We start from the raw sequence: 24,740 nt of genomic DNA, 5'->3' as shown, positions 1-24,740 counted from the left end.
CGCGGCCTCAGATATAAGGGCACATCCACGAAAGACCCCTCCCCGTGTCGGCCGACCGTCGTTGCGACGACCGTTCGGGAGTAGTCGTTTCCAGGTACACACGCCGCTAAGCCTCGGGGCGCGGCCAGGGGCCCGGGCGGCCGCCTGCGCCGCTACCGGCCGGCTCGGCGCCCGGAGCGCTCCGTGCGCCTCCCAGCAGCTCGTACACGCTGGAGAAGCTGTCCTGCCCGTGGCCGTCCGCCGACCGTCTGTCCAGCAGGACCTTCAGCGGCTCATGGACGTCGGAGGCCACTCCGGCGGCTTCGCCGAGGCCGATCAGGCTGTCGACGCCGGCCCGGTTCAGGTCGACCGTGGAGACCCCGGAGTAGTGGAAAGCCAACGCGCCGTGCGGCGCGAGGATGCCGGCGGGGCGGTGCGCATGGCACTCGCCTCGACGTGGTACTGGTTCCTGCGCGGCAGGCTGAGCGAGGCCCGGGGATCGCTGGACGCAGCGCTGCGCGTCACCGGCGACACCCCGACGGCTCCGTTCCCAGGTCGCCTGCTGGCACGCGGCATTCACCGTACTGGCCGGGGACGGGAGGCGCGGCCCGGCCACCCGTCCTGCCGAGGATGCTGCCCTCGGCCGGGCCGGTGGCGCACGTGCCGTATGGTTCCTCGGCTACGCGTTGCTCAGCGCGGGCGAGGACCTGGCCCGCAGCGAGGCGCTGGTGGGCCGAGCCCGACGGACTTCCGCTCTTCGGCGAACTCGGCGATCGTCTCCTGGCACCGGGAGGTCGACTTCGGCCCCGACCCCGCGCTCCCCCACGCCGAACTCGGCTTCCTCGCCGAACAACGCGGCGACGCCCCCGGCGCCCCGCTCCCCGAGGCCGAGCGCGGCGACGTCGAGCGCATCACGGCCAGGGCTCTCGCGGCGTTGGGGGCGCGGACCTTCGCCGCCGAGTACTCGACGGATGCCGACGACGACGATCCCGACCTGGGGGACCACGGCGGGCCGACGGCTGGAGAAGGCTGAGGGAACCGGCGCCTGCCTTACGGGGCACAGGCCTCGGCGATGGACAGGCTGTTCTCGTAGAGGTGGTGGCGGGTGATCCGGCCGTCCTCGACGGTGAGGCGGAGGGCGAACGGACCCTCGAAGGACTTGCCCGTCACCCGTACGGTCCCCGAGATGTGTCCCATCAGGACGGCGTCGGTGCCGTCGACGAGGAAGGTGTCGAGGCAGGCACGCGCGTCGTCGGGCACGGTGTGCTGCATCAACTCCGTGAACTGGGCGGCGCATTCGGCGGCCGTGGACCGCGGCCGGATCCATGGAACGGCGGGGTTGTCGGCGAGCAGCCAGTCGACCTCGTCGGCGAAGAGGTCGACGAGCCGCCCGGTGTCGCCGGCCATGCGGGCGGCGAGGAAGTCCTGCACCACGGCCCGGGTGGCCTCGGCGACCGAACTCGCGGCGCCGGCGGAACTCGGCGTGGTGGCGGTGGGCTTGGCGGACATGCTGCTCTCCTCGCTGCTGCGGCTGGGTCCCGGCCGGGGGTGGTTCGCGGGGTTTCCCGTCGACGCACTTGATCCTGCCGGGGGGAGGGAGAGCGGTCGATTACCCCGAAGGTAAGTGCCGGGGATGATCGGGGAGGGCCAGGGTGCCGATGCCGCTCCGATCGAGTCCCGCGTAGCCCGACTGGGCCAGTCGGCTGACGGCGAGCGTTGCTCCGCGGGCTGTCGTTCGTTAAGGCGGACATGATCAAGAAGCTTGCCTGTGTCTCCGTCATGGCCACTGCTCTCCTGGCGTCCGCACCTGCCGCCGAGGCATCCCCCGTGCCCGGCCCGTCCGCCGGGATCCCCGGCGGGCCTCTCCTGGACGGTCTCCTCGGGTCGCTCGAGGTGGGCCACCCGGCCACGTCCCCGCAGTCGCTGCTGCCCGAGGGCATCCTCGGCAGGTGACGGGTGCCGTCGCAGTTGATCACCTCGGACGCTGATCAACGTCCCGTTGGCGCCGTCCCGTTCGCGTCGCCCCGTTCGCGCGGACGGACGGGCGCGAATGCGCGTAATCGTCCCTTCGGCCTCGGATCAGCCGGTTCACCGTTACGGTCCACCGGCTGATCCCGGCGCCGCCAGACCGCGGCAGGCTTCCCGTAACCACCGTCCGACAGCCTCCAGGGAGTCATTCGAACGCGGGAGGCTGTAGTGAAGCATGCGAGCAACAGGCGTGTCGGTGTCGTGGTGGCCGTGCTGAGCGGTCTGACCGTGGCCGCGGCGGCATCGACGACCGCGCACGCCGACGACCGGCCCGGCGACCGGCCCGACGCCATCGCGCACCGCGGATCGTCCGGCATGGCACCGGAGAACACCGCGGCCGCCATCGACCTCGCCGTCGACCAACGCGCCGACTTCGTCGAAATCGACGTCCAACGCACCAAGGACGGCAAACTCGTCAACTTCCACGACTGCACCATGGAACGCACCACCGACATCGAAGAGGTCTACCCCGACCGCCCCCGCTACCGCGTCTCCGACTTCACCTGGGCCGAACTCCGCAGACTCGACGCCGGCTCCTGGTTCCACCACGACTACACCGGCGAACCCCTCATCACCGTCGACCACGTCATCTCACGCATCGACCACACCCGCACCGGACTCCTCGCCGAAATCAGCCCCTGCGGCCACTACACCGACATCGCCACCGACCTCGCCGAAAACCTCCAGAACAAACCACGCTACGTCCGCCGCGCACTCGCCCGCGAACAACTCGCCGTCCAGTCCTTCCAGACCGACGACGCCCACCAATTCCACACCCACCTGCCCGACATCCCCATCGGCCTCCTCGACGCCGACCGCCCCACCGACACCGAACTCCTCGAACTCAGCACCTGGGCCGACCAAGTCAACCCCCAACACACCGTCACCGACCAGAACCTCGTCGACCGCATCCACCAACTCGGCATGGACATCAACGTCTGGACCGTCGACGAACCCGGCGCCATACGCAAAATGACCGCCCTCGGCGTCGACGGCATCATCACCGACTACCCCCAATCCCTCACCCAGCACTGACCAGAGCGTCCGGAAGTCACCGCGTTGACACACACCGCCATCGGGCGTTGACTACCAGTACGGCGCAGAGCCAGGCCGCTCCGGGGAACCGGTGATCCAAGCAACCCAGGAAAGCGGCACTCGATGATGTACGACCAGACGCGCGCACAGCAGCCGTCGGATCAGCCCCCGCGCCACCCCGAGCACCGGTCCGCGGCGCCGGACGCGCTCCTGCCGTCGGACGAGCGGGACGCGGTCCTTCAGCGGCTCCGCCAGGCCATCAACACCTTCGCCGACACTCCGCTTCAGGCGCTGGAAGAAGCGGAGGGCGCCTTCGACGACGCCGCCGCCCACCTCGCGAACGCCCTCGCGGAACGACGCCGTGCCCTTCACGAGAGCTGGCAGGACCGCGACCCCGAGACGCAGGCCGAAGAACTCCGGATCGCGCTGCGGCAGTACCGGGAGATCACCCAGCGACTGCTGCGCACCTAGGCCGCTCCGCGTTCTGTTGCGCGTCGGCCCTTCGACACCGGGGCTAGGCGCTCCTCGGTTTGCGGGCCGGCTGTTTGCGGGCCGGTGCCTTCTTCGCGGTCGTCGCCTTCGCGGTCGTCGCCTTCGACGCGGTCTTCTTCGCCGCTGTCTTCCTGGCGGGTGTCTTCCCCGCCGCGGGCTTCTTCTTCGGTCCCGGCAGCTCGTGCACCTCGGCGTGCCCGTCCTCGCCCCGGGACTCCTTCGCCTGGGACACGGACTCCTGCAGCGCGGCCATCAGGTCCAGCACCTGCCCCGGCCGCTCCTCCTGCTCGGGTGCCGCCGGCGGCGCCCTGTGCTCGCGCTTCGCCTCGATCAGGTCCGCGACGGCGTCCGTGTAGGTGTCCCGGAACTCGTCGCCCTCCAGGTCGTCGCGGGTCATCGTGTCCATCAGCGCGAGCGCTCCTTCGATCTCCTCCTCGGCCACCTCGACCGGCGGCGGGGTGAGCGACGAGGGGTCGCGGATCTCGTCGGGCCACCGCATGGCGTGCAGCACGATCGCCTCGTCCCGCACCCGCAGCAGGCCCAGCCGCTCCCGGCCCGACCACGCGTACTTCGCCACCGCAACCTTCGACGACCGTGCCAGGGCCTGACGCAGCAGCTCGTACGGCTTCGCCGCGACCTGTCCGTCCGGCTGCAGGTAGTAGCCGTCGCCGATCCTGATCGGGTCCACGGACCCCAGCGGTACGAACGCCACGATCTCGATGGCCTTCGCGGTCGGCAGCGGCAGCTCCCGCAGGTCCTCGTCGGTGACCGGAACGATCTGCGTCCTGGTCAGCTCGTACCCCTTGCCGATCTCGTCGGCGCGGACCTCCCGGTCCTCGAGCTCGCAGACCTTCCGGGTCCGGATCCTCCCCTGGTCCGCCAGGTGGTAACGGTGGAAGCGGATGCTGTGGTCCTCGGTCGCGCCGACCACATGGATCGGCACGGTGACCAAGCCGAACGAGATGGCACCGCTCCAGATCGACCGGGGCATGGACAGGCCTCTCCACGAAACGTCCCCGAGCAGCACCAGACTAGGAGGGACACGGCGGGCCCGCACGTGCGCCACCGGCGCCGGCCTCGGCCCGGGGCATCACATGCCATCACGGCAGGACGGGCGTAGTGTCCTCATATGCGTGATGCTCGGTGTGGTCGGCGTCGAGCAGCCCTGCCGGAGCCGGAGTTCTGATGGACGCCGCGATGGCCGCCGTAGTACGGGAGAGCGGTGCGTTCGGAGGGCTGTTGTACGTGCTGCCGCCGGGCGACAACGCCCTGTGGCAGATCCTGGTGGCGGGCGTTCCCCAGGAGATCGCCGCTCCGTGGCGGCGCGTCGCGCTGACCGATCCGATGCCGGTGGCGGACGCCGTCCGCGAGCGGCGCCTCGTATGGGTCGGCGGCCGGGAGGAGATGGCCCGCCGGTATCCGCGGCCGGCGCTGGTCCTGCCGTACGACTTCGCACTGGCGGCCACCCCGCTCGCTTCGGGCACCACCGTCCGGGGCGGACTGGTGCTGCTGTGGTCCGGGACCCATCCGGAGCGGCTGAGCCCCGAGGAGCGCGACGTCATCCAGGAGGGCTGTCGCCACCTGGGCGGGATCCTGCAGCAGGCGGCGGACCGCGGCGACCCGCTGCTGCCCGCGGACCGGCCACGGACCCTGCCTCCGCCGGCCGGGCGCACTCCCTCCCCCGCCGAGGCGACCGCGGTGTCGGCCTTCGTCGACCGCCTGCCGGGCGGGTCCTGCGCGCTGGACATGCACGGACGCATCACGTTCATCACCCCGGCCGGGGCCGACCTGGTCGGTGCCGATCGAACCGACCTGGTGGGTGCCCTGCCGTGGGAGGCGCTGCCGTGGATGGACGTACCCCATGTGGAGGACCGTTACCGGGCCGCGCTGGTCAGCCGCCGGCCGCAAAAATTCAGCGTCCTGCGTCCCCCGGACACCTGGCTGGCCTTCGAGCTGTACCCGGACGCCACCGGTATCAGCGTCCGCATCACCCCCGGCGGCCCGGCCGAGGACATTCCCCCGTCACCGTCCGTGCCGACCGCGGGCCCCAGCCGCGCCACCGTTCTGTACCACCTGATGCACCTGGCCTCCACCCTGACCGAGGCCGTCGGTGTGCAGGACGTGGTCGAGCAGACCGCCGACCAGTTGCTGCCCGCTCTGGGTGCGCAGGCCATGGTGTTGATGACCGCCGAGGGCGGCCGCCTGAAGATCCTCGGCCACCGCGGCTACTCCGCCGAACTCATGGACCGCTTCGACGCCGTTCCGCTCAGCTCGGACATCCCCGGCGCCAACGTCCTGGCCCGCGGTGTCCCGGACTTCTTCGCGTCCTTCGCCGAGCTGCGGCACGCCTACCCCACCACCGTGCACGAGGACGGCATGGCCGCGTGGGCGGTCCTGCCGTTGATCGCGTCCGGTCGGCCGATCGGCTCCCTCCTCCTCGCCTACAAACGGCCGCACGTCTTCCCGCCCGGCGAACGGGCCGCGCTCACCTCACTGGCCGGCCTGGTCGGGCAGGCCCTGGACCGTGCCCGTCTCTACGACGCCAAACACCACCTCGCACACCGCCTGCAGTCCGCCCTGCTCCCGCACACCCTGCCCCACGTGCCCGGCCTGCGGGTCGCCGCCCGCTACTTGCCGGCGGCCCGGGGCCTGGGGATCGGCGGTGACTTCTACGACCTCATCCGTCTCGACGAGCACACGGCCAGCGCCACCATCGGCGACGTACAGGGCCACAACGTGGACGCCGCCGCGCTGATGGGGCAGGTCCGCACCGCCGTGCACGCCCACGCCACCGTGGGGGCGACCCCCGACGACGTCCTGGCCCGCACCAACCGCCTGCTCACCGACCTGGACCCCGGCCTGTTCACCAGCTGTGTCTACGTCCACCTCGACCTCGCCACGCACCGGGTCTGTCTGTCCTCCGCCGGTCACCCGCCGCCGCTGGTGCGCCATGCCGACGGACGCATCGAACTCCTCCAGGTGCCGCCCGGCCTCCTGCTCGGCATCGAGCCGGACGCCCAGTACTCGGTGCTGGAATGCGACCTGCCGCCCGGCAGCGTGCTCGCCCTCTACACCGACGGACTCGTCGAAGCCCCCGGAGTCGACCTCGACGACGCCACCGCGGCCCTCGCCGGGCTTCTCGAACAGGCCGATCCCACCGACCTCGACGCGATGGCCGACACCCTCATCCGGCACGCGCCCAGCCCCGGCGACGACATCGCCCTGCTCCTCCTCAGTACCCGTGCATGACGCATGGGGCACTCCCGTGACCAGCAGATCGTTTTACACAGGCAAGTAGGACTGACGCCGGCCGGCACAGGCCGGCAGCGGAGGAGAAGAACCTCGATGAAGCACCAGAAGGTGTGCGATCTGATGAGCGACGCCGTGGTCCGCGTCCAGCGCGGCACACCGTTCAAGGAGATCGCCCACCTGCTGCAGGAGTACGACATCACAGCGGTGCCCGTCGTGGACGAGGAGAACCGTCCGGTGGGAGTGGTGTCCGAGGCGGACCTCCTGCAGAAGATGTGGGGCGGAGACCACGACCGTTCTCCGGAGGACGGGGAGGGGCCCCGGCCGGCCGGAGGCAAGGCGTCCGCCACGGACGCCGCCGGGCTCATGACCTCGCCCGCGGTCTGCGCGCGGGAGAGCTGGAGCGTCGTGGACGCCGCCCGGGTGATGGCCCGGCACGGCATCAAGCGGCTCCTGGTCGTCGACGAGGGAGGGCGGCTGATCGGAGTCGTCAGCAGAAGCGACCTGCTGCGGGTCTTCCTCCGCAAGGACCGGGCGATCCGCACCGAGATCATCGAGGAGGCGCTGGTCGGGTCCCTCGGACTGGCTCCCTCGTCGATGCAGGTGGATGTGACCCACGGCCATGTCGTCCTCAGCGGCCGGCTCCCGGGCGAGGTGTCCGTTTCCGTGCTGGAAGAGCTCTGCCGGCGCGTCGACGGTGTCGTCGCCGTGGAGTTCAGACCGGCGGGAGAGGCCGGCGCCGAGGGCTCGGCCTCCGTCGGCCGCTGACCGGTCGCGCGGCTCCCTCGTGCGGCCGCCGACGCGCCCGCCCGTGCCCGCCTCCGGGGGGGAGGCGGGCACGGGCGGGCGGGACCGGGCGGGCGGACCGGGTGTGGTCAGACCCCGGTCGAGTCCTTCACTTGGGATGCCTTCGCCGAGGGCTCCGGCACCGCGGCCGGGGCGGGCGCGGGCCCGCCCTCGCTGAGTCCGAACCGGCCGTGGAACTTCCGCAGGAAGCCGGGCGCGTACCAGGCCGAGCGGCCGAGCAGTCGCATGGCGGCGGGCACGAGTACGCCGCGGACGGCGACCGCGTCGATGAGGATGGCCAGCCCGCTGCCCAGGCCGAACATCTGCATGAAGCTGATCTTGGCGGTCCCGAAGGCGAAGAAACTCACGGCGAGCAGGCAGGCCGCCGCGGTGACGATGCGTCCGGTGTGGCCGAGGCCGTCGACCACGGCGGACTCGTTGTCCTCTCCCAGATCGTGGAGTTCCTTGATCCGGCTGGTGACGAACACCTCGTAGTCCATCGAGAGACCGAAGGCGATGCAGAACATCAGCACGGTCATCGACGCCTCCATCGGCTGCGGTGTGACACCGAGCAGGGAGGAGAGGTTGCCGTCCTGGAAGATCCAGGTCATGACGCCGAGCGTCGCCCCGAGACTGATCATGTTGAGGACCAGCGCGCGCAGCGGCTGCACGACGCTGCCGGTGAAGAGGAAGAGCAGGAGGAAGGTGGTGAGGGCGACCAGCCCCAGGGCGAGGGGGAGCCGGCCGCTGATGGAGTCCTTGGAGTCGACCAGTTGGGCGTCGGCTCCGCCCACCAGGGGCTCCGTCCCCGCGGGCCCCGCGACCGCTCTCACCTCCTTCACCAGGCTCTGGGCCTCGTCCGACTTCGGTGTCAGGCCGCTCACCACGGTGACGCGCTGCGCGTCGGGACGGCTGAGGGCGGCGTTGCCGGGGCCGTCCGCCGTGGCGCGTCCGCCGGCGTAGGTCCCCGTGCCCGCCTCGACGCGGACGACGCCGTCGAGGGCGGAGAGTTCGGCGGCGTAGAAGCCGAGCGGCTCCCGGCCCACGGACTCGTCGATGACGACGTGGAGGGCCGCGTCGTCGTTGCCGGCGAACTTGTCCCGCAGCACCGAGGCCACCTGGCGGCTCTCGGCGCCCTCGGGCAGTACGCGTTCGTCCGGCGTGCCGAGGGTGATGCCCAGCAGTGGGCTCGCCGCCACCAGTAGTACCGCGAGTACGGGCAGGGCGGTGAGCACGGGCCGCCGCATGACGGTGCGGGCCAGGCGTCCCCACAGGGGCGCCCGGGCGCCGGTGCGTGACCGCTTCGCCCACGGCAGCCGTCCGCTGTTGACCCGGTGGCCCAGGACGACGAACAGGGCCGGCATCACGAACAGGGTGCCGGTGGCGGCGATGACGACGACACCGACGCCGGCGTAGCCGAACGAGCGGAGGAAGTACTGCGGGAACACCAGGAGCGCCGCGAGCGCGACGGCCACGGTCGCGGCGGAGAAGGCGACCGTACGGCCCGCGGTGCGTACCGTGTGACGGACGGCGTCGTCCACGGTCGATCCGGTCGCGAGTTGTTCCCGGAACCGGCTGATCATCAACAGGGCGTAGTCGATGCCCAGTCCGAGTCCCAGGGCCGTGGTCAGGTTGGTCGCGGAGACGGAGACGTCGGTGACGCCTCCCAGGAGGGCGAGTTCGGCGAACGTTCCCGCGATGGCGAAGATCCCGATGATCAGCGGCAGCAGGGCCGCGACCACGCTGCCGAAGACGACCAGGAGCAGTACGAGGGTCAGCGGTACGGCGATGGCCTCGGCCAGCAGGAGGTCCTTGGGCGTCTGCGTCTCCAGGTCGTTGCCGACGGCCGCGCCGCCTCCGGCCCGGACGTCGAGTCCGCCCTCGTACGCTCCCGAGTACGCGTCGATGACGCTCTTGGCGTTCTCCCTCTGCTCTGTCTCGTCGCCCTTCACGTGGGCGAGCACCAGGGCGTCGCGGCCGTCCTCGGAGCGCAGGGCGGCGTTGTCCGCGTCCCAGTACGAGATCACGTTCTCGAGGTCCGCCTCCTTTCTGAGGTCGGCCGCCAGGGCACGGCCGCTCCGCGCGGCGTCCGGCGCGTCGATGCGGCCTTCGGGGGCACGGACCAGCAGGACCAGGTTCGTCTCCCCGCCGAACTTCTCCTCGATGGCCTCACCGGCTCGGGTGGACTGGGAGGCCGGGTCGTCGTAGCCGCCCCCCTTCAACTTGCCGAACGCGCCGGCCCCGACGGCGCCCATGAGGGCCACGGCCACGACGGCGACCACGAGTACCAGCCGGGACCGGCGGATCGCCAGTTCGGCTATGCGTTCAAACACGCACGTTCTCCTTTGTGTCCTTGCGGTGAAGTCGACGGGAAGCGACCGGAGTTGCCCTTTCGGGGCCGGCACAGCACTTCGTCGCCGCGAGACGACGTTAGAGAGACGGTGGAAGATTTGGCAGTGTGAGATTTACCTAACACTGTTCGGTTTTTGATATCCCGTCAGGTCTCGCGCCCGTACGCTCACCGCATGCCCTCAGACGAACACCCGCCGGCTCCAGGCTCCTTGCGCGAGCGGCGTCGGACCGCCGCGGCCCGGGAGATCGTGGACGCTGCGGAGCACCACATCGGGGAGCACGGGCCCTCGGCCCTGTCACTTCGCGCGGTCGCCCGCAGTCTGGGCATGACCGTGCAGGCGCTCTATCACTACTTCCCGAACCGCGACGCCCTCGTCACGGCCCTCATCACCAAGGCCTACGAGGACTTGGCCGAAGCGTTGCAGGCAGCCGTCGACACCGCGGTGGACGACCCGTCCACACCGCGCCTGGTGACGGTGGCGGAGGCCTACCGCGGCTGGGGCATCGCGCACCCCGAGCGCTTCCAGCTCCTCTACGGCACACCACTGCGGTACTACGCGGCGCCCGCCGAGGGCCCGACCACCCAGGCGGTGCGCCGGATGGGCGCGATCTTCCAGCGTGAGCTGTTCCGCGGGTTCACCACGGCACAACTCGCCGCGGCCGACATACCCGCGCTCTCGTCCCCGCTCCGGGAGCATCTGGAACGCCTGCCCGCGAACGGGCAGGGAGACCTACCGCCGCCTGCGGTCTGCCTCTTCCTGAGCGCGTGGGGGCACCTGCACGGCCTCGTCGTCCTCGAGGTGTTCGGGCACACCTCTTTCCTGGGCGAACATCAGGCCGAGATCTTCCGCACGTCGGTCCGGATCATGCTCGATGACATCCACAGCCGGATCTCCCGGCCTGCCGCGGACTGAGGGACGGCGTGCGCCGGGTTTGCTCATGCCGACAGGCTTCACGGTTTCGGGGCGTCGTCACGGGGTTCGGCCAGTGCCGGGATCTCCGGGTGCTCGCGCAGCGCGGCGATGACCGTGTTCACCGCGGCGCGCTGCGGGGTGCCGCGCCGCACCACGACGGCGACGTTGCGGTGCACCGGTGGGCTGAGCTCCCGGGTGACGACGGCGTGGTCCGGCGTGACGGCCAGGGCGGGCAGCAGGGCGATCGACCCGGCCGACTCCACGTGTCGCAGCAGCATCAGGTAGTTGCTGAACCGGCATGCCACCCGGGGTTCGAACCCCGACTCGCGGCACAGCCGCACGGTCAGGTCCGCCATGTACGACTGCGGTCGGTCACAGGCCCAGGTCTCCTCCTTGCAGGCCGCGAGGTTCACCGCCGTGCGGGAGGCGAGCGGATGGCCACGCGGCAGCACCAACACGACCGAATCGGTCCCCAATGACGTGATCTCGAGGTCCGCACCCCACGAGAGGCCCGCGTAGTCGGTGGTGGTGACGATGACGTCCGCCTCCCCCGAGCGCAGTGCGGGTCCGCTCTCGTGCGGCTCCATCTCGACCAGCTCGACGTGCAGGTGCGGGTGGGTGGTGGCCAGGCGCGTCGCCGCCGGGACCGCGAGGGTGTAGATCGCGCTCTGGAACACCCCGAGCCGGACGGTGCCGATGGGCTCGTCGTTCAGCGCGCGCAGTTCGGCCTCGGCCTCGGCCATCCGGTCCAGGATCTCCCGGCCCCGGCGGGCCAGCACGAGACCGGCCGGGGTCAGCCGCACCCGCCGCCCGGTCCGCTCGATCAGCCGGCACCGGGTCTCCGTCTCCAGCACCGCCAGTTGCTGGGAGACCGTCGACGCGCTCAGATGCAGCGTTTCGGCGACCGCGCGGACCGTACCGAGAGTGTCCAGCAGGCTGAGCAGCCGCAGCCGTCCCGAGTTGAGCACGCCTCGATTGTACGGAGCCCTGTCCGACTTTGCCGAACAGCAGCATCGAATCTGTGCGATGGACACGCGCAGCGGCGCGTCTCTAACGTCGGTCGCATGCCTTCCGAGACAGCCTTCGCCGACCCAGAGCGCCACCTCATCCGCTACTCCGGCCACGCACCCTTCTCGCCGGAGGTCATCACCCGCGCCGCGGGCACGTCGGTGTTCACCGAGAGCGGCCGTGAGCTGCTCGACTTCACCTCCGGTCAGATGAGCGCGATCCTCGGGCACTCCCACCCGGCGATCGTCTCGACGGTGCGTGAGCAGGTCGCGCACCTCGATCACCTCCACAGCGGCATGCTGAGCCGTCCGGTCGTCGAGCTCGCACGCCGGCTGGCCGGCACCCTGCCCGACTCTCTGGACAAGGCGCTGCTCCTGACCACCGGGGCGGAGGCGAACGAGGCCGCGGTGAGGATGGCGAAGCTCGTCACCGGCCGCCACGAGATAGTCTCCTTCGCCCGGTCCTGGCACGGCATGACCCAGGCCGCCGCGAACGCCACCTACAGTGCGGGCCGCAAGGGCTACGGCCCCGCCGCGCCGGGCAACTTCGCGCTTCCGGTGCCGGACCGCTTCCGCCCCGCCGTCGTCGACTCCGACGGCGAGCTCGACTGGCGTCGCCAGCTGGACATGGGCTTCGAGCTGATCGACGCCCAGTCGGTCGGCAGCCTGGCCGCGTGCCTGGTCGAGCCGATCCTCAGCTCCGGCGGAGTCGTCGAACTGCCGCCGGGCTACCTCGCGGCCCTGGCGCGCAAGTGCCGGGAGCGCGGCATGCTGCTGATCCTCGACGAGGCCCAGACCGGGCTGTGCCGCACCGGCGACTGGTACGCCTTCCAGCACGAGGGGGTCGTCCCCGACATCCTCACGCTGTCCAAGACGCTCGGCGCGGGGCTGCCGCTGGCCGCCGTACTGACCAGCGCGGAGATCGAGCAGCAGGCCCACGACCGGGGGTTCCTCTTCTTCACCACCCACGTCAACGACCCGCTGCCGGCCGCCGTGGGCAACACCGTCCTCGACATCCTGGTCCGCGACCGTCTCGACGAGCGTGCGCGCCGGCTCGGCACGACCCTGCGCGGTCATCTGGACAAGCTCGCCGCCCGCCACGACGTCGTCGGAGACGTCCGCGGCCGGGGACTGCTCCTGGGCGTGGAACTGGTCGGGGACCAGGTCCTGGGCGACGGGGGCGCCGACCGCCTCGGCGCGGCCGTCACCCGGCGCTGCTTCGACCTGGGGCTGCACATGAACATCGTCCAGCTGCCCGGCATGGGGGGCATCTTCCGCATCGCGCCCCCGCTGACCGCGAGCGACGACGAGATCGCCCGGGGCGTCGCCGTCCTCGACGAGGCGCTGACCGACGCGGCCCGGGACCTCTGAGGACTCCGCGCCCGTGCGAAGGCCCCGGTGGCCTGGAGGTCCAGGTCACCGGGGCCGTACGCGTGGGTGTCAGACGCCGGCCGTCTCCGGCTCGCGGGCAGGCTCCGGGGGCGCGGTGGTGTCACCGAGCTCCTTGTGGAGCTTCTCGCCCTCCACGTCGACGTTCGGCAGCAGGCGGTCCAGCCACTTGGGCAGCCACCACGCCTTGGTGCCGAGCAGGGCCAGCACGGCGGGCACGATGGCCATGCGGACCACGAAGGCGTCGAAGAGGACGGCGATCGCGAGGCCGAAGCCCATCATCTTGATCATGTTGTCGTCCTCCATGATGAAGCCGGAGAAGACACTGATCATGATGATCGCGGCCGCCGCGACGACCCGGCCGCCGTGGGTGAAGCCCGTGGTGACGGACTCGGCGGCGGACGATCCGTGGACGTAGGCCTCACGCATGCGCGTCACCAGGAAGACCTCGTAGTCCATGGCCAGGCCGAAGACCACGCCGATCATGAAGATGGGCATCATCGACATGATCGGGCCCGGCTGGGCCACACCGAAGAGGTCGGCGAGCCAGCCCCACTGGAAGACCGCGACCACCGCGCCGAGCGCCGCGGCCACCGAGAGCAGGAAGCCGAGGGCCGCCTTCAGCGGGACGAGGATCGAGCGGAAGACCAGCATCAGGAGCAGGAAGGCGAGGCCGACGACCAGGGCCAGGTACGGGATGAGCGCGTCGTCCAGGGTCTGCGAGAAGTCGATGGTCATCGCGGTCGCGCCGGTGACCAGCATGGTCGCGCCGGTCTCGGCCTTGATGTCGCCGGACAGCGAGCGAATGTCCTTCACCAGCGACTCGGTGTCCGCCTCGCTCGGCCCCGTCTTGGGCACGACCGTGAGGAGGGCGGTGTCGCCCGCCTCGTTGAAGTTGGCCGGGGTGACGGCGGCGGCCTCGCCCAGGCCGGTGATCTCCTTGCCGACGGTGTCGGCGGCGGCCTTCGCGTCGTCCGCGCCCCGGGTGTCGATGGTGACCATCAGCGGGCCGTTGAACCCGGCGCCGAAGGACTCGGACAGCATGTCGTAGGCCTTGCGCTGCGTGGTCTCGGGCGCGGAGCTGCCCTCGTCGGGCAGGCCCAGCTCCATGCTCGCGGCCGGCACGGCGACGGCGCCGAGGCCGAGCACCGCGGTCAGCAGCACGGTCACCGGACGCCGCAGCACGAACTGCGCCCAGCGGGTGCCGAGCTTCGGCTTGGCGGACGCGGCCCGCTGTCCGGCGGGCGCCTTGCGGTCCTTGCGGCTGAGCGCCTTCTTGCCGGCGAAGCCGAGCAGCGCCGGGGTGAGGGTGAGCGCGATCAGCACGGCGATGCCGACCGTGGCCGCTGCGGCCAGGCCCATCTTGGTGAGGATCGGGATGTTGACCACCGCGAGGCCGGCCAGGGCCACGATGACGGTGAGTCCGGCGAAGACGACGGCGGAGCCGGCGGTGCCGGTCGCGCGTCCGGCGGCATCCTCCGGGGTGCGTCCCTCGGCGATCTCCGCGCGGTAGCGGGAGACGATGAACAGGGCGTAGTCGATGGCGACCGCGAGGCCGATCATCATGGCGAGGGTCGAGGTCGTCGCGGAGAGTTCGAGCGTGCTGCCGAGCGCCCCGATGGCGGAGATGCCGATGCCGACACCGATGATCGCCGAGAGTAGCGGCATGCCGGCCGCGACGAGCGAGCCGAAGGTCAGCAGGAGGACGATCGCGGCGACACCGATGCCGATCAACTCGGCGGTGCCGCCCATCTCCTGCTCGGCCATGACCGCGTCGCCGCCGGTCTCGACGGTGAAGCCGTCGCCGCGCGCGTCGTCGGTGGCGGCGGTGAGCGAGTCACGTGCCTGGTCGGTCAGCTCCATGGCGTTGACCTTGTACGTCACCGAGGCGTACGCGGTCGTACCGTCCTCGCTGACGGCGTCCGCCTTGAACGGGTCGGCGACCGAGGCGACCTGCGGGCCGTCGCCGAGGGCCGTGACCAGCTCCTCGACCTTGGCCTTGCCGGCCGGGTCCGATATCTTCCCGCCGTCGGGGGCGCGGATCACGACGCGTGCGGTGGCGCCCTCGGCACTGGCGGCCGGGAAGCGCTCGTCGAGGAGGTCGAATGCCTTCTGGGACTCGGTGCCGGGCATCGAGAAGGAGTCTTCGGGCGGGGCGGGCGCCGTGGACGCGGCGACGCCGGCGCCCACGAGTATGGCCACCCAGAGCAGGGCGACGAGGCCGCGGCGCCGGAACGCGCGTCGGCCGAGTCGGTAGAGGAACGTAGCCACCTGGGACCAATCCGTCGGATGTCGGGCAGGACGAAGACCCGGCACATGGGGGGAAGGCAGAGACGCTGACCGGGGTACGGTTCCATGCTCGCCCGGCGTCTCCCGCATTTGATCCGACCCTGGGGCTGGACTGACGTACTGCATCGGGTGTAGTGCGACCCCGTGCTCCTCTCCCCCGGGTGTAGATCGCGGCGATGGGTGTACGCCGCACTTCGTTGCCGCGGGCAGCCGATGCCGCGCGCACCACCAGGGAGGGGGTGACTCCGCTGAGTACGGGGTCGCCGACGTCCAGGTGCCCGAGCCCGACCCGGTGCCGGCGCTCACCATCGGATGGGTCACCTGGCACATCGGCTACTGGTGGACGGCCATGCTCCGCGACTGCTCTTCTGGCCGGGCACCGCGGAGGGCGCCGTGGACTGGCTGCGCGGACTGCACGGGCAGTGGCGGGCGCGGCTGGGCGACCTCACCGACGCCGAGCCGGACTCCACTGACAGGACCGTCACCCTGCCCTGGGGCGAGGGCATGTCCCTGGCGGACGTGGCCGGCTGGGTCAACGTCGAACTGACCAAGAACGTCGCGGAGATCGGGCTCCTGCGCATCCTGCGGGGAGCCCGGAACGCCCCTCGCTGACCATGGCGCCGTGGCGGTACGTCCGCCGTCGTGGCCGGACCGCCGTCCGGTGCGACACTCAGCCGGTCGACGCGGCGAGGCGGACCCGGTCGCTGTCCCGGTCGGAGAGGAAGGACGCCAGCGCCCGCCCCTCCTCGGCGACGGCGGTGCGGTCGGCCCGGGAGAGGCGGCGCAGCGGTGTGACGGTCACCGTGCCGGCCTCGACAGTCCAGGTCGCGGCGACCCGGCCGTCGACCAGGACGACACAAGCGCCGGCGACCGACAGGCCCCGGTGGGCGTCGTCGATGATCCGGCTCCGGTCGTGGTAGCCGAGGATCGCGTTGTCGAACGCCGGCAGGAACCGCAGCGGGGCGGGGCTGTCGGGATCGGGGCGCGGCGCGTCCGCCAGGTCCAGCAGTTCCCGGCCGCGCTCGTCCCGGAAGGCGACCAGTTCCCCGCGTACCGCGGCGACCGCGGCGGGCAGTCCGGCGAGGCCGCACCAGGCGCGCAGGTCCGCCGATGCGGCGGGTCCGAACGCGGCGAGATAGCGCCGTACCAGGGCTTCGCCGACCGGATCGGAGCCGTGAGGGGCCGGCGGGTCGATCTCGCGGCCCAGCCATGAGGAGAGCGGGGCGTTGCGCACACCGGCCCTGCTGCGCCACAGCCCGCGCGGTGGCAGCTGCACCATCGGGATCAGCGCGACAGCCGTGCAGCGGCAGTCCGCCGCCGTCGCCCGCGCCGTGACGCTGGTATCTCGTCGCCTGGGACCTCGACCGGGACGACTGGCGCGTCTTCCGCGCCGACCGGATCACCCCGCGCGCTCCCACCGGGCCCCGTTCCACGCCGCGGGAGCTGCCCGGAGGAGATGTGGCCGCCTTCGTGACCGGCGGGTTCCGCGGCTCCGACCACTCCCCCGAATGGCCCTGCCGCGGGGAGGTCGTCCTCCACCTGTCCGCCGCCACCGTGTCCCCCTACGCCCCCGCCGGAACCGTCGAGGAACTCGGCCCGGACCGCTGTCGGCTCACCCTGGGTTCCTGGTCGTGGCCGGCCCTCGCCGCCACCATCGGCGCCTTCGACACCGACATCGAGGTCATCGGCCCGCCCGCGCTCAAGGAGGCCTTCGCCCGCCTGGCACAGCGTTGCGCCGACGCCGCGAGGAGTACACCCAGCGCACTTCCTACGCCGACGGAGGGCGCTCCCACCCGACCGTCGAGCGCCGTGAACGGGCGCCGTACGGTTCAGCCCGACGCGGGGTTCCCGGCCGGCCGGACCATGGCGCCCGCCAGCGCCCGGAAGGTCTCCTCGGGGTCGCTCCCGCTCAGCAGTCCGTCGAGGTTGCGGGAGAGCAGCAGCGTCACGAAGCCGTGGGCCATCGACCAGGCCGCCATGAAACCGAGGGCCGGATCGTCGCCGTGGCCCTCCACGGCCGCGCGAAGCCGGGTCCGCGTCCGCTCGCGCGCGGCGAGGAGCTCCGGGTCGTCCGTGCGCAGCAGTTCCGGCCGGAACATGACCTGGAAGTGCGCCGGGTGCGCGGTGGCGAAGCGCACGTACCGGACCCCCAGGTCACGCAGGTCTTCCGCCTCGCCGAGTGCGGCGGCCAGAAGGCCGTGCCCCTCGGCCGCGATGGCCGTGAGAAGGCCCGCGCGGTCCTTGAAGTGATGTGCGGGCGCGGCGTGGGAGACGCCCGCCCGGCGGGCCAGGTCCCGCAGGGACAGGGCGGCCGGTCCTTCGGTGGCGATGACGTCGAGGGCCGCGGTGAGCACGGCCCGTCGCAGGTCTCCGTGGTGGTAGGCGCGTTCGGCGGTCATGAGAGCAGGCTAGCGCAATCTAGTCATTGACAAGACCGTACGTCGACCGACAATCTAGTCGGTGCCAAGATATGGGACTCGCGGAACGAGGACGCCATGGGTATCGACCACGGACGCGTGCGGCAGATGTGGCACCTGCTGGAGCCGCTGCACGCCGTCGTCTACTACGCGCCGGAGGTCTTGGAGGAGATCCGGGCGCTCGGTTACGACACCGACGAGCGCTGGCCGAGTTACTTCCCCTTGCGGGCGGCGCCGCTCGGGGCGCCGGAGACCCGTCTGGTGGCATCGGCGTTCTACAGCTTCAGCCCGCGCATGGTGGCCGAGCACATCCCGGCCGCCTGGGACGTCGCCGCACCGGACAAGGTGCTCGCCGCCCGGGCGCGCGGCGTCGACCGGGCGTACACCGCGCTCATCGGGGACCGGACGGGCAGTCCCGATCTCTCCGAGGCCGCCGCGCTCGCCCGCCGGGCGGCGGAGGCCGCGCCCACCGGAGGCCGGCCGCTCGCCGCCGCCAATGCCGGCCTGCCCTGGCCCCGGGAGCCGCATCTCGTGCTGTGGCAGGCCGCGACGATCCTGCGCGAGCACCGCGGCGACGGTCATCTCGCCGCTCTTCTGACCGCGGGCCTCGACCCCGTGGAGGCGCTGGTGTCCTTCGCGGCGATCGGCGCGGCGCCGGCCGGCGTCTTCGCGAGCCGCGGCTGGAGCGAGCACGAGTGGGCGGCGGCCCGCGAACGACTCTCCGTGCGCGGCCTGCTGGAGGCGGACGGCACCGCGACCGACGCGGGCCGCGCCCTGCGCGCCGAGGTCGAGCGCCGTACCGACGAACTGGCCGCCGCTCCCTGGCGGGCGCTCGGTGACGAGGACACCACGCGGCTCGCCGAACTCCTCGGCCCGGTCTGGCTGGACGTGCTGGGCTCCGGCTTGCTGCCCCGCGAGAACACCCTCGGCATCGGCAAGGTCTGACCGGGCGGCGAGAAGGGGCGGGGCGGCCGGATTCGAACCGGCGTCCTCCGAGATGATGTCGCGGCGCACTACCTCTGTGCTACGACCCCGCCTTGCCGATGATCATACGGAACGCCCCCCGCGTTCCGGTAGGCGTCACACCCGCTGGGTCTGCTCCGCGCCCACGGGCTCCGCGGCCATGCCCCCCATCACGATGCGCGACCGGCTGTGCAACCGCAGCGAGGCGACGACGAAGGCGATCGCGACCAGGGTCATCGCCGCGCCCGCCCAGGCGGTGGCGGCGTAGCCGAGGCCCGCGTCGATGACCGTGCCGCCGAGCCAGGGGCCGCCGGTGTTGCCAAGGTTGAACGCGGCGGTCGTCGTGGCGCCGGCGAGGGTGGGCGCGGCGCCCGCGACGTTGAACATGCGGGCGTTGAGCGCCGGTGCCGTGTAGAAGGCGGAGACGCCGAGGAGCAGGGAGAGGGCGATCACGACGGCGGGGCTCGACGCGAACAGCGCCAGCGCGGCCAGCAGCACGGTCGAGGCGGTGATGCCGGAGAGCAGCACGCCGAACAGGTGGGCATCTGCGATCCGGCCGCCGATCGTCGTGCCGATCAGCGCGCCGAGCCCGAACAGGGCCAGCACGGTCGGCACCCAGCCGTCCGCCAGCCCGGCCACGTCGGTGAGCAGCGGCGCGAGATACGAGAAGGCACAGAACACGCCGCCCGCGGCGAGTGCGGTCACCACGACGGACAGCCACACCTGGCGGTCGCGGTAGATCGCCAGCTCACCCTTGAGCCGGGGCCGCTGCTCGGGCAGGGGGATGTGCGGGATCAGGGTCACCACACCCACGAGCGCGACGGCGGACGCCGCGCCCACCGCCCAGAACGCGGACCGCCAGCCCAGGTGCTCACCGAGGAAGGCGCCCACCGGGACACCGAGGACGTTGGCGATCGACAGGCCGCCGATCATCACGGCCATCGCCCGGGCCCGTGAGGTCTTCGGCACCATGGCGATGGCGACGGCGGCGCCCACCGCCCAGAATCCGGCGCACGCCAGCGCGCTCACGACACGCGAGACGAAGAGGATCTCGTACGTCGTCGCCAGCGCACCCGCGACCTGGCCGAGGCCGAACACCGAGATCAGCGCGACCAGCGTGATCTTCCGTGGCAGCCGCAGGGTCGCGACCGCGAGCAGGGGCGCGCCGACCACCATGCCGATCGCGAAGGCCGATATCAGCAGCCCGGCTTGGGGTATCGACACGTCCATGTCGTCGGCGATGGGCGGCAGCAGCCCGGAGAGCATGAACTCGCTCGTGCCGAGGGCGAATACGGACAGGCCGAGGATGTATACGGCGAGCGGCATGCGGGATGCCGGGGGCCGTGCGGAAGAGTCGGGCATGACAGGTGTCAACGACGCCCTTGATCCCGCCATTCCCGCACGCGGGTGCCGTCTCACGATGCGGCGGGGCCGTGGTGGCCGGGCCCATTGTCAGTGGTGGGAGGCAGGATGCCACTCATGACGACTTCCGCAGCAGTGATCGTTGACGCCGCCGCCTACGCGCAGGCCGTGCAGGACGCCGCGCGTGCCGCCGCCGCCTACTACGCGGGCGGCTCCTCGCCACTGGACGACGACACCTACGACCGGCTGGCGAGAGGCATAGCGGCGTGGGAGGCCGAGCACCCCGACGACGTGCTGCCGGACTCCCCTACCGGGAAGGTCGCCGGCGGCGCGGCCGAGGGCGATGTGCCGCACACGGTGCCGATGCTCAGCCTCGACAACGTGTTCTCACCGGAGGAGTTCACCGCCTGGACGGCGTCCCTCGCGCGTCGCCTGGGCCGGGAGGTCACGCGGTTCGGCGTCGGCCCCAAGCTCGACGGGCTCGCGGTCGCCGCCCGCTACAGCGGTGGCCGCCTCACCCGGCTGATCACCCGCGGTGACGGCACGGCCGGCGAGGACGTCTCGCACGCCATCGGCACCGTCGAGGGGCTGCCCGAGACGCTGTCCGAGCCGGTCACCATGGAGGTGCGCGGCGAGATCCTCATGACGACGGCCCAGTTCGAGCATGCGAACGAGGTGCGTCTGTGTCATGGCGGGCAGCCGTTCGCCAACCCGCGCAACGCGGCCGCGGGCACGCTGAGGGCGAAGGAGCGCGCCTACACGGTCCCCATGACGTTCTTCGGGTACGGCATGCTGCCCCTGCCCGAGACCGAAGCCGCGCTCGCCGGGCGGCTGGTGGAGCTCGCGCACAGCGACTTGATGTCCATGGCGGCCGGGCTCGGCGTGCACACCAGCGCGGGGACCGCGGTCCCGGACGTCGTCGCCGAGACGCCGGAGCAGGTGGTGGCCAGGGTCCAGGAGATCGCCGCGCTGCGCGCCGAACTGCCGTTCGGCATCGACGGGATCGTCGTCAGGGCCGACCTGGCCGCCGACCAGCGGGCCGCCGGATCCGGCTCCCGCGCGCCGCGGTGGGCGATCGCCTACAAGCTGCCGGCCGTGGAGAAGATCACCCGGCTGCTGGAGGTGGAGTGGAACGTGGGCCGCACCGCCATCATCGCCCCGCGCGGCGTCCTGGAACCGGTCGTCATCGACGGCTCCACGATCACCTACGCGACCCTGCACAACCCGGCCGACATCACCCGCCGCGGCCTGCGCCTGGGCGACCACGTCATGGTCCACCGCGCCGGCGACGTCATCCCCCGCGTCGAGGCGCCGGTCGCCCACCTGCGCACGGGGGACGAGCGGCCCATCGCCTTTCCCGAGCTGTGTCCGCGCTGCGGGTCGGACATCGACACGAGCGAGGAGCGCTGGCGCTGCGCGCAGGGGCGCAACTGCCATCTGGTCGCCTCCCTCGTCTACGCCGCGGGCCGCGACCAGTTGGACATCGAGGGCCTGGGCACCACCCGCGTCGTCCAGCTCGTCGAGGCCGGTCTCGTCGCCGACCTCGCCGACCTGTTCGCCCTCCGGCGCGAGGAGTTGCTCGGCCTCGAGCGGATGGGCGACACCAGCACCGACAACCTGCTCGCCGCGATCGCCAGGGCCAAGGAGCAGCCGCTGTCGCGGGTGCTGTGCGCGCTCGGTGTCAGGGGTACCGGCCGGTCCATGTCCCGGCGCATCGCCCGGCACTTCGCCACCATGGACCACATCCGCGCCGCCGATGCCGACGCCATGCGGCAGGTCGAGGGCATCGGGTCGGAGAAGGCCCCTGCGATCGTCGCGGAGGTCGCCGAACTCGCTCCGCTGATCGACAAACTCGCCGCCGCCGGCGTCGGCATGACCGAGCCCGGCGCCACTCCGCCGCAGGCGCGTACCGATGCCGAAGGCCGAGGCGACGGCGAAGGCGAAGGCGCGGCCGCGTCGCCGGTGGAGGGTGGTCCGCTGGCGGGGATGAGGGTGGTGGTCACCGGCGCGATGACCGGAAACCTGGAGAAGCTCTCGCGCAACGAGATGAACGAACTCATCGAGCGGGCCGGCGGGCGCTCGTCCTCCAGCGTCTCCAAGAAGACGACGCTCGTCGTCGCGGGTGAGGGGGCCGGCTCCAAACGGGCCAAGGCCGAAAAGCTCGGCGTCCGACTCGCCACCCCCGACGAGTTCGCCACCCTCGTCGCCGGTCTCGTGGAGTGAGCCGAGCACGGTGGTGGCCCACGCCAGCTGAAGAATCCTATGGGATCTGCCAGGAGCGGCAAGCATCTTGACCAGGTGATCGCATCTGCCTCACCATCAGAGGCGGCATGATCCTATGTGATTCCAGCCCTCCGGTACTCCAGTGGGGATACGACCATGGCAGCGGCGCGCATCACCGACCTCGACGTGATCGACATCCGTTTCCCCACCTCACGCGAGCTCGACGGCTCCGACGCGATGAACCCCGACCCCGACTACTCGGCCGCGTACGTGATCCTGCGGACCGACGCGGGTGACGGGCTGGAGGGCCACGCCTTCACGTTCACCATCGGGCGCGGCAACGACGTGCAGGCCGCGGCGACAGCCGCCCTGCGCGACCACGTCCTGGGCCTGTCCGCCGAAGCGGTGTGCGCCGACCCCGGGTCGGTGGGCCGGGCCCTGACCGGCGACAGCCAACTGCGCTGGCTCGGCCCGGAGAAGGGCGTGATGCACATGGCGATCGGCGCCGTGGTCAACGCGGTGTGGGACCTGGCGGCCAAGCGGGCGGGCAGACCGGTGTGGAAGTTGCTCTCCGACGCCGAACCGGAATGGCTCGCGGACCAGGTGGACTTCCGCTACATCGAGGACGCCCTCACCCGTGAGGAGGCCGTGGCGCTGCTCCGGCGGGGCAAGGCCGGTGCCGTCGAGCGCGAGGCCCGTCTCCTGGCGAACGGCTACCCGGCGTACACCACCTCCCCCGGCTGGCTCGGGTACTCCGACGAGAAGCTGGTCCGGCTCGCCGAGCAGGCGGTCGCCGACGGCTTCACGCAGATCAAGCTGAAGGTCGGCGCCGATCTCGCCGACGACGTCCGCAGGCTGCGCGCGGCGCGCGCGGCCGTCGGCCCCGACGTCCGGATCGCCGTCGACGCCAATCAGCGCTGGAACGTCGCGGAGGCCGTCGAGTGGACCAACGCACTGGCCGACCAGGCCCCGTACTGGGTCGAGGAGCCCACCAGCCCCGACGACATCCTCGGGCACGCGGCCGTACGCAGGGGCGTCGCCCCGGTCAAGGTCGCCACCGGTGAGCACGTCCACAACCGCATCGTGTTCAAGCAACTCCTGCAGGCCGAGGCGATCGACGTGCTGCAGATCGACGCGACAAGGGTGGGCGGCGTCAACGAGAACCTGGCGATCCTGCTCCTCGCCGCCAAGTACGGCGTCCCGGTCTGCCCGCACGCCGGCGGCGTCGGCCTGTGCGAACTGGTGCGCCATCTGTCGATGTTCGACTACGTGGCGCTGAGTGGGACGACCGAGGACCGCGTGATCGAATACGTGGACCATCTGCACGAGCACTTCAAGGACCCCGTCACCGTCGCGAACGGGCACTACAGGGCTCCCACGACACCCGGCTTCTCCTCGGAGATGCACGCCGCGTCGATCGCCGCCCACCGGTATCCGGACGGTTCCTTCTGGGTCAGCGACGCCACCGGCCTCGCGGAACGGCGGAAAGGTACGGATCGATGAGTGAACTGTCCGGGCTCAAAGCCCTGGTGACCGGCGGTGCGTCCGGCATCGGCAGGGCCACCGCCGCCCTGCTGGCCGCCCGCGGCGCCGACGTCGCCGTGCTGGACGTCGACCCGTCACGCGTCGGCGAACCCCTGCGCGGTTACCTCGCGGACGTGTCCGACGACGCGTCCGTGCGGTCCGCCGTCGCCACCGCCGCCGAAGACCTGGGCGGCGTCGACATCCTGGTCAACAACGCCGGCATCGGCGCGGTGGGCACGGTCGGGGACAACGACGACGCCGAGTGGCACCGGGTCCTCGACGTGAACGTCCTCGGCATGGTCCGCACCACCCGCACGGCACTGACCCACCTGCGGGCCTCCGCGCATGCCGCCGTCGTCAACACCTGCTCGATCGCCGCCACGGCCGGCCTGCCGCAGCGCGCCCTGTACAGCGCGAGCAAGGGCGCGGTGCTGTCCCTGACGCTGGCCATGGCGGCGGACCACCTCCGGGAGGGCATCCGCGTCAACTGCGTCAACCCCGGCACGGCGGACACCCCCTGGATCGGCCGCCTCCTCGACCGGGCGGCGGACCCGGTCGCCGAGCGGGAGGCGCTCGACGCCCGGCAGCCCATGGGCCGGCTGGTCACGGCCGAGGAAGTCGCGGCGGCCATCGTGTACCTGGCGAGTCCGGCCGCCGCCTCGGTCACGGGCACCGCGCTCGCCGTGGACGGCGGAATGCAGGGCTTGCGGTTGCGGCCGGAGGCGCGGTGA

The 24,740-nt window shown here is 71.7% G+C and carries 21 protein-coding genes and 2 pseudogenes; 14 read left to right on the top strand and 9 right to left on the bottom strand.

Annotated elements, in window-relative coordinates; all coding sequences use genetic code 11:
* Positions 1-106 precede the first annotated feature (106 nt).
* The gene (locus tag RI578_RS37020) at positions 107-379 is read right to left on the bottom strand and encodes a hypothetical protein (RefSeq protein ID WP_310875168.1); all 273 of its coding nucleotides are present in this window, start codon (positions 377-379) and stop codon (positions 107-109) included.
* 267 nt (positions 380-646) lie between these two features.
* Here RI578_RS37020 and RI578_RS37015 point away from each other — a divergent pair, with 267 nt between their 5' ends.
* Entirely contained in the window at positions 647-1,012 is a 366-nt protein-coding gene (locus tag RI578_RS37015; RefSeq protein ID WP_310875167.1) for a hypothetical protein, read from the top strand.
* 17 nt (positions 1,013-1,029) lie between these two features.
* On the opposite strand, the gene RI578_RS37010 is transcribed toward RI578_RS37015, so the two are convergent.
* Positions 1,030-1,488, bottom strand: a complete 459-nt coding sequence (locus RI578_RS37010) for a nuclear transport factor 2 family protein (RefSeq protein ID WP_310875166.1) — start codon at positions 1,486-1,488, stop codon at positions 1,030-1,032.
* 240 nt (positions 1,489-1,728) lie between these two features.
* On the opposite strand from RI578_RS37010, the gene RI578_RS37005 reads away from it, so the two are divergent.
* The 3 genes from RI578_RS37005 to RI578_RS36995 all read left to right on the top strand — a co-directional run bounded on the left by RI578_RS37005 (position 1,729) and on the right by RI578_RS36995 (position 3,513).
* A complete protein-coding gene (locus RI578_RS37005; RefSeq protein ID WP_310875165.1) occupies positions 1,729-1,932 on the top strand; it encodes a hypothetical protein in 204 nt (67 codons plus the stop codon).
* Positions 1,933-2,175: 243 nt separating this feature from the next.
* Entirely contained in the window at positions 2,176-3,042 is an 867-nt protein-coding gene (locus RI578_RS37000) for a glycerophosphodiester phosphodiesterase family protein (RefSeq protein WP_310875164.1), read from the top strand.
* A 126-nt stretch (positions 3,043-3,168) separates the two neighbouring features.
* The gene (locus RI578_RS36995) at positions 3,169-3,513 is read left to right on the top strand and encodes a hypothetical protein (RefSeq protein ID WP_310875963.1); all 345 of its coding nucleotides are present in this window, start codon (positions 3,169-3,171) and stop codon (positions 3,511-3,513) included.
* A gap of 43 nt (positions 3,514-3,556) precedes the next feature.
* On the opposite strand, the gene RI578_RS36990 is transcribed toward RI578_RS36995, so the two are convergent.
* Positions 3,557-4,525: a Ku protein gene (locus RI578_RS36990; RefSeq protein ID WP_310875163.1), complete on the bottom strand. Its 969-nt coding sequence runs from the start codon at positions 4,523-4,525 to the stop codon at positions 3,557-3,559.
* Between the two features lie 194 nt (positions 4,526-4,719).
* Between RI578_RS36990 and RI578_RS36985 the strand changes: the two genes are divergently transcribed.
* The gene (locus RI578_RS36985) at positions 4,720-6,783 is read left to right on the top strand and encodes a SpoIIE family protein phosphatase (protein WP_310875162.1); all 2,064 of its coding nucleotides are present in this window, start codon (positions 4,720-4,722) and stop codon (positions 6,781-6,783) included.
* Positions 6,784-6,879: 96 nt separating this feature from the next.
* Positions 6,880-7,551, top strand: a complete 672-nt coding sequence (locus tag RI578_RS36980; protein ID WP_310875161.1) for a CBS domain-containing protein — start codon at positions 6,880-6,882, stop codon at positions 7,549-7,551.
* A 107-nt stretch (positions 7,552-7,658) separates the two neighbouring features.
* On the opposite strand, the gene RI578_RS36975 is transcribed toward RI578_RS36980, so the two are convergent.
* On the bottom strand, positions 7,659-9,902 hold the full coding sequence (locus RI578_RS36975) for an MMPL family transporter (protein WP_310875160.1): 2,244 nt from the start codon (positions 9,900-9,902) through the stop codon (positions 7,659-7,661).
* Positions 9,903-10,094: 192 nt separating this feature from the next.
* On the opposite strand from RI578_RS36975, the gene RI578_RS36970 reads away from it, so the two are divergent.
* On the top strand, positions 10,095-10,835 hold the full coding sequence (locus RI578_RS36970) for a TetR/AcrR family transcriptional regulator (RefSeq protein ID WP_310875159.1): 741 nt from the start codon (positions 10,095-10,097) through the stop codon (positions 10,833-10,835).
* Positions 10,836-10,873: 38 nt separating this feature from the next.
* On the opposite strand, the gene RI578_RS36965 is transcribed toward RI578_RS36970, so the two are convergent.
* Positions 10,874-11,803 (bottom strand): LysR substrate-binding domain-containing protein, encoded by a 930-nt coding sequence (locus RI578_RS36965; protein ID WP_310875158.1) that lies wholly within the window; start codon positions 11,801-11,803, stop codon positions 10,874-10,876.
* A gap of 96 nt (positions 11,804-11,899) precedes the next feature.
* Here RI578_RS36965 and RI578_RS36960 point away from each other — a divergent pair, with 96 nt between their 5' ends.
* Positions 11,900-13,213, top strand: coding sequence for an aspartate aminotransferase family protein (locus RI578_RS36960; RefSeq protein WP_310875157.1), 1,314 nt, complete (start codon positions 11,900-11,902; stop codon positions 13,211-13,213).
* A 69-nt stretch (positions 13,214-13,282) separates the two neighbouring features.
* Here the strand turns inward: RI578_RS36960 and RI578_RS36955 are convergent, their stop codons facing one another.
* Positions 13,283-15,502 (bottom strand): MMPL family transporter, encoded by a 2,220-nt coding sequence (locus tag RI578_RS36955; RefSeq protein ID WP_310875156.1) that lies wholly within the window; start codon positions 15,500-15,502, stop codon positions 13,283-13,285.
* 330 nt (positions 15,503-15,832) lie between these two features.
* Between RI578_RS36955 and RI578_RS36950 the strand changes: the two genes are divergently transcribed.
* Positions 15,833-16,132, top strand: a complete 300-nt coding sequence (locus tag RI578_RS36950) for a DinB family protein (RefSeq protein WP_310875155.1) — start codon at positions 15,833-15,835, stop codon at positions 16,130-16,132.
* 58 nt (positions 16,133-16,190) lie between these two features.
* On the opposite strand, the pseudogene RI578_RS36945 reads toward RI578_RS36950, so the two are convergent.
* Positions 16,191-16,889: pseudogene (locus tag RI578_RS36945) on the bottom strand (DNA glycosylase AlkZ-like family protein); the annotation flags it as partial.
* On the opposite strand from RI578_RS36945, the pseudogene RI578_RS36940 reads away from it, so the two are divergent.
* Positions 16,856-17,284: pseudogene (locus RI578_RS36940) on the top strand (helix-turn-helix transcriptional regulator); the annotation flags it as partial. The pseudogenes RI578_RS36945 and RI578_RS36940 overlap by 34 nt on opposite strands.
* Before the next feature lie 65 nt (positions 17,285-17,349).
* On the opposite strand, the gene RI578_RS36935 reads toward RI578_RS36940, so the two are convergent.
* A complete protein-coding gene (locus RI578_RS36935; protein ID WP_310875154.1) occupies positions 17,350-17,919 on the bottom strand; it encodes a TetR/AcrR family transcriptional regulator in 570 nt (189 codons plus the stop codon).
* 96 nt (positions 17,920-18,015) lie between these two features.
* Between RI578_RS36935 and RI578_RS36930 the strand changes: the two genes are divergently transcribed.
* Positions 18,016-18,882: an SCO6745 family protein gene (locus RI578_RS36930; RefSeq protein WP_310875153.1), complete on the top strand. Its 867-nt coding sequence runs from the start codon at positions 18,016-18,018 to the stop codon at positions 18,880-18,882.
* Positions 18,883-19,017: 135 nt separating this feature from the next.
* Here the strand turns inward: RI578_RS36930 and RI578_RS36925 are convergent, their stop codons facing one another.
* Positions 19,018-20,226: a Cmx/CmrA family chloramphenicol efflux MFS transporter gene (locus tag RI578_RS36925; protein WP_310875962.1), complete on the bottom strand. Its 1,209-nt coding sequence runs from the start codon at positions 20,224-20,226 to the stop codon at positions 19,018-19,020.
* 153 nt (positions 20,227-20,379) lie between these two features.
* Between RI578_RS36925 and ligA the strand changes: the two genes are divergently transcribed.
* From ligA to RI578_RS36910, 3 genes are all read left to right on the top strand, one after another.
* The gene (gene ligA, locus RI578_RS36920) at positions 20,380-22,485 is read left to right on the top strand and encodes an NAD-dependent DNA ligase LigA (protein WP_310875152.1); all 2,106 of its coding nucleotides are present in this window, start codon (positions 20,380-20,382) and stop codon (positions 22,483-22,485) included.
* Between the two features lie 156 nt (positions 22,486-22,641).
* Positions 22,642-23,988, top strand: a complete 1,347-nt coding sequence (locus RI578_RS36915; RefSeq protein ID WP_310875151.1) for an enolase C-terminal domain-like protein — start codon at positions 22,642-22,644, stop codon at positions 23,986-23,988.
* The gene (locus RI578_RS36910; RefSeq protein WP_310875150.1) at positions 23,985-24,740 is read left to right on the top strand and encodes an SDR family oxidoreductase; all 756 of its coding nucleotides are present in this window, start codon (positions 23,985-23,987) and stop codon (positions 24,738-24,740) included. Before RI578_RS36915 ends, RI578_RS36910 begins: the two co-directional genes overlap by 4 nt.

Origin of the sequence: Streptomyces sp. BB1-1-1 (assembly GCF_031597775.1) — a bacterium.
Lineage (GTDB): Bacteria > Actinomycetota > Actinomycetes > Streptomycetales > Streptomycetaceae > Streptomyces > Streptomyces thinghirensis.
This window is presented reverse-complemented; position numbering and strand designations above follow the sequence as displayed.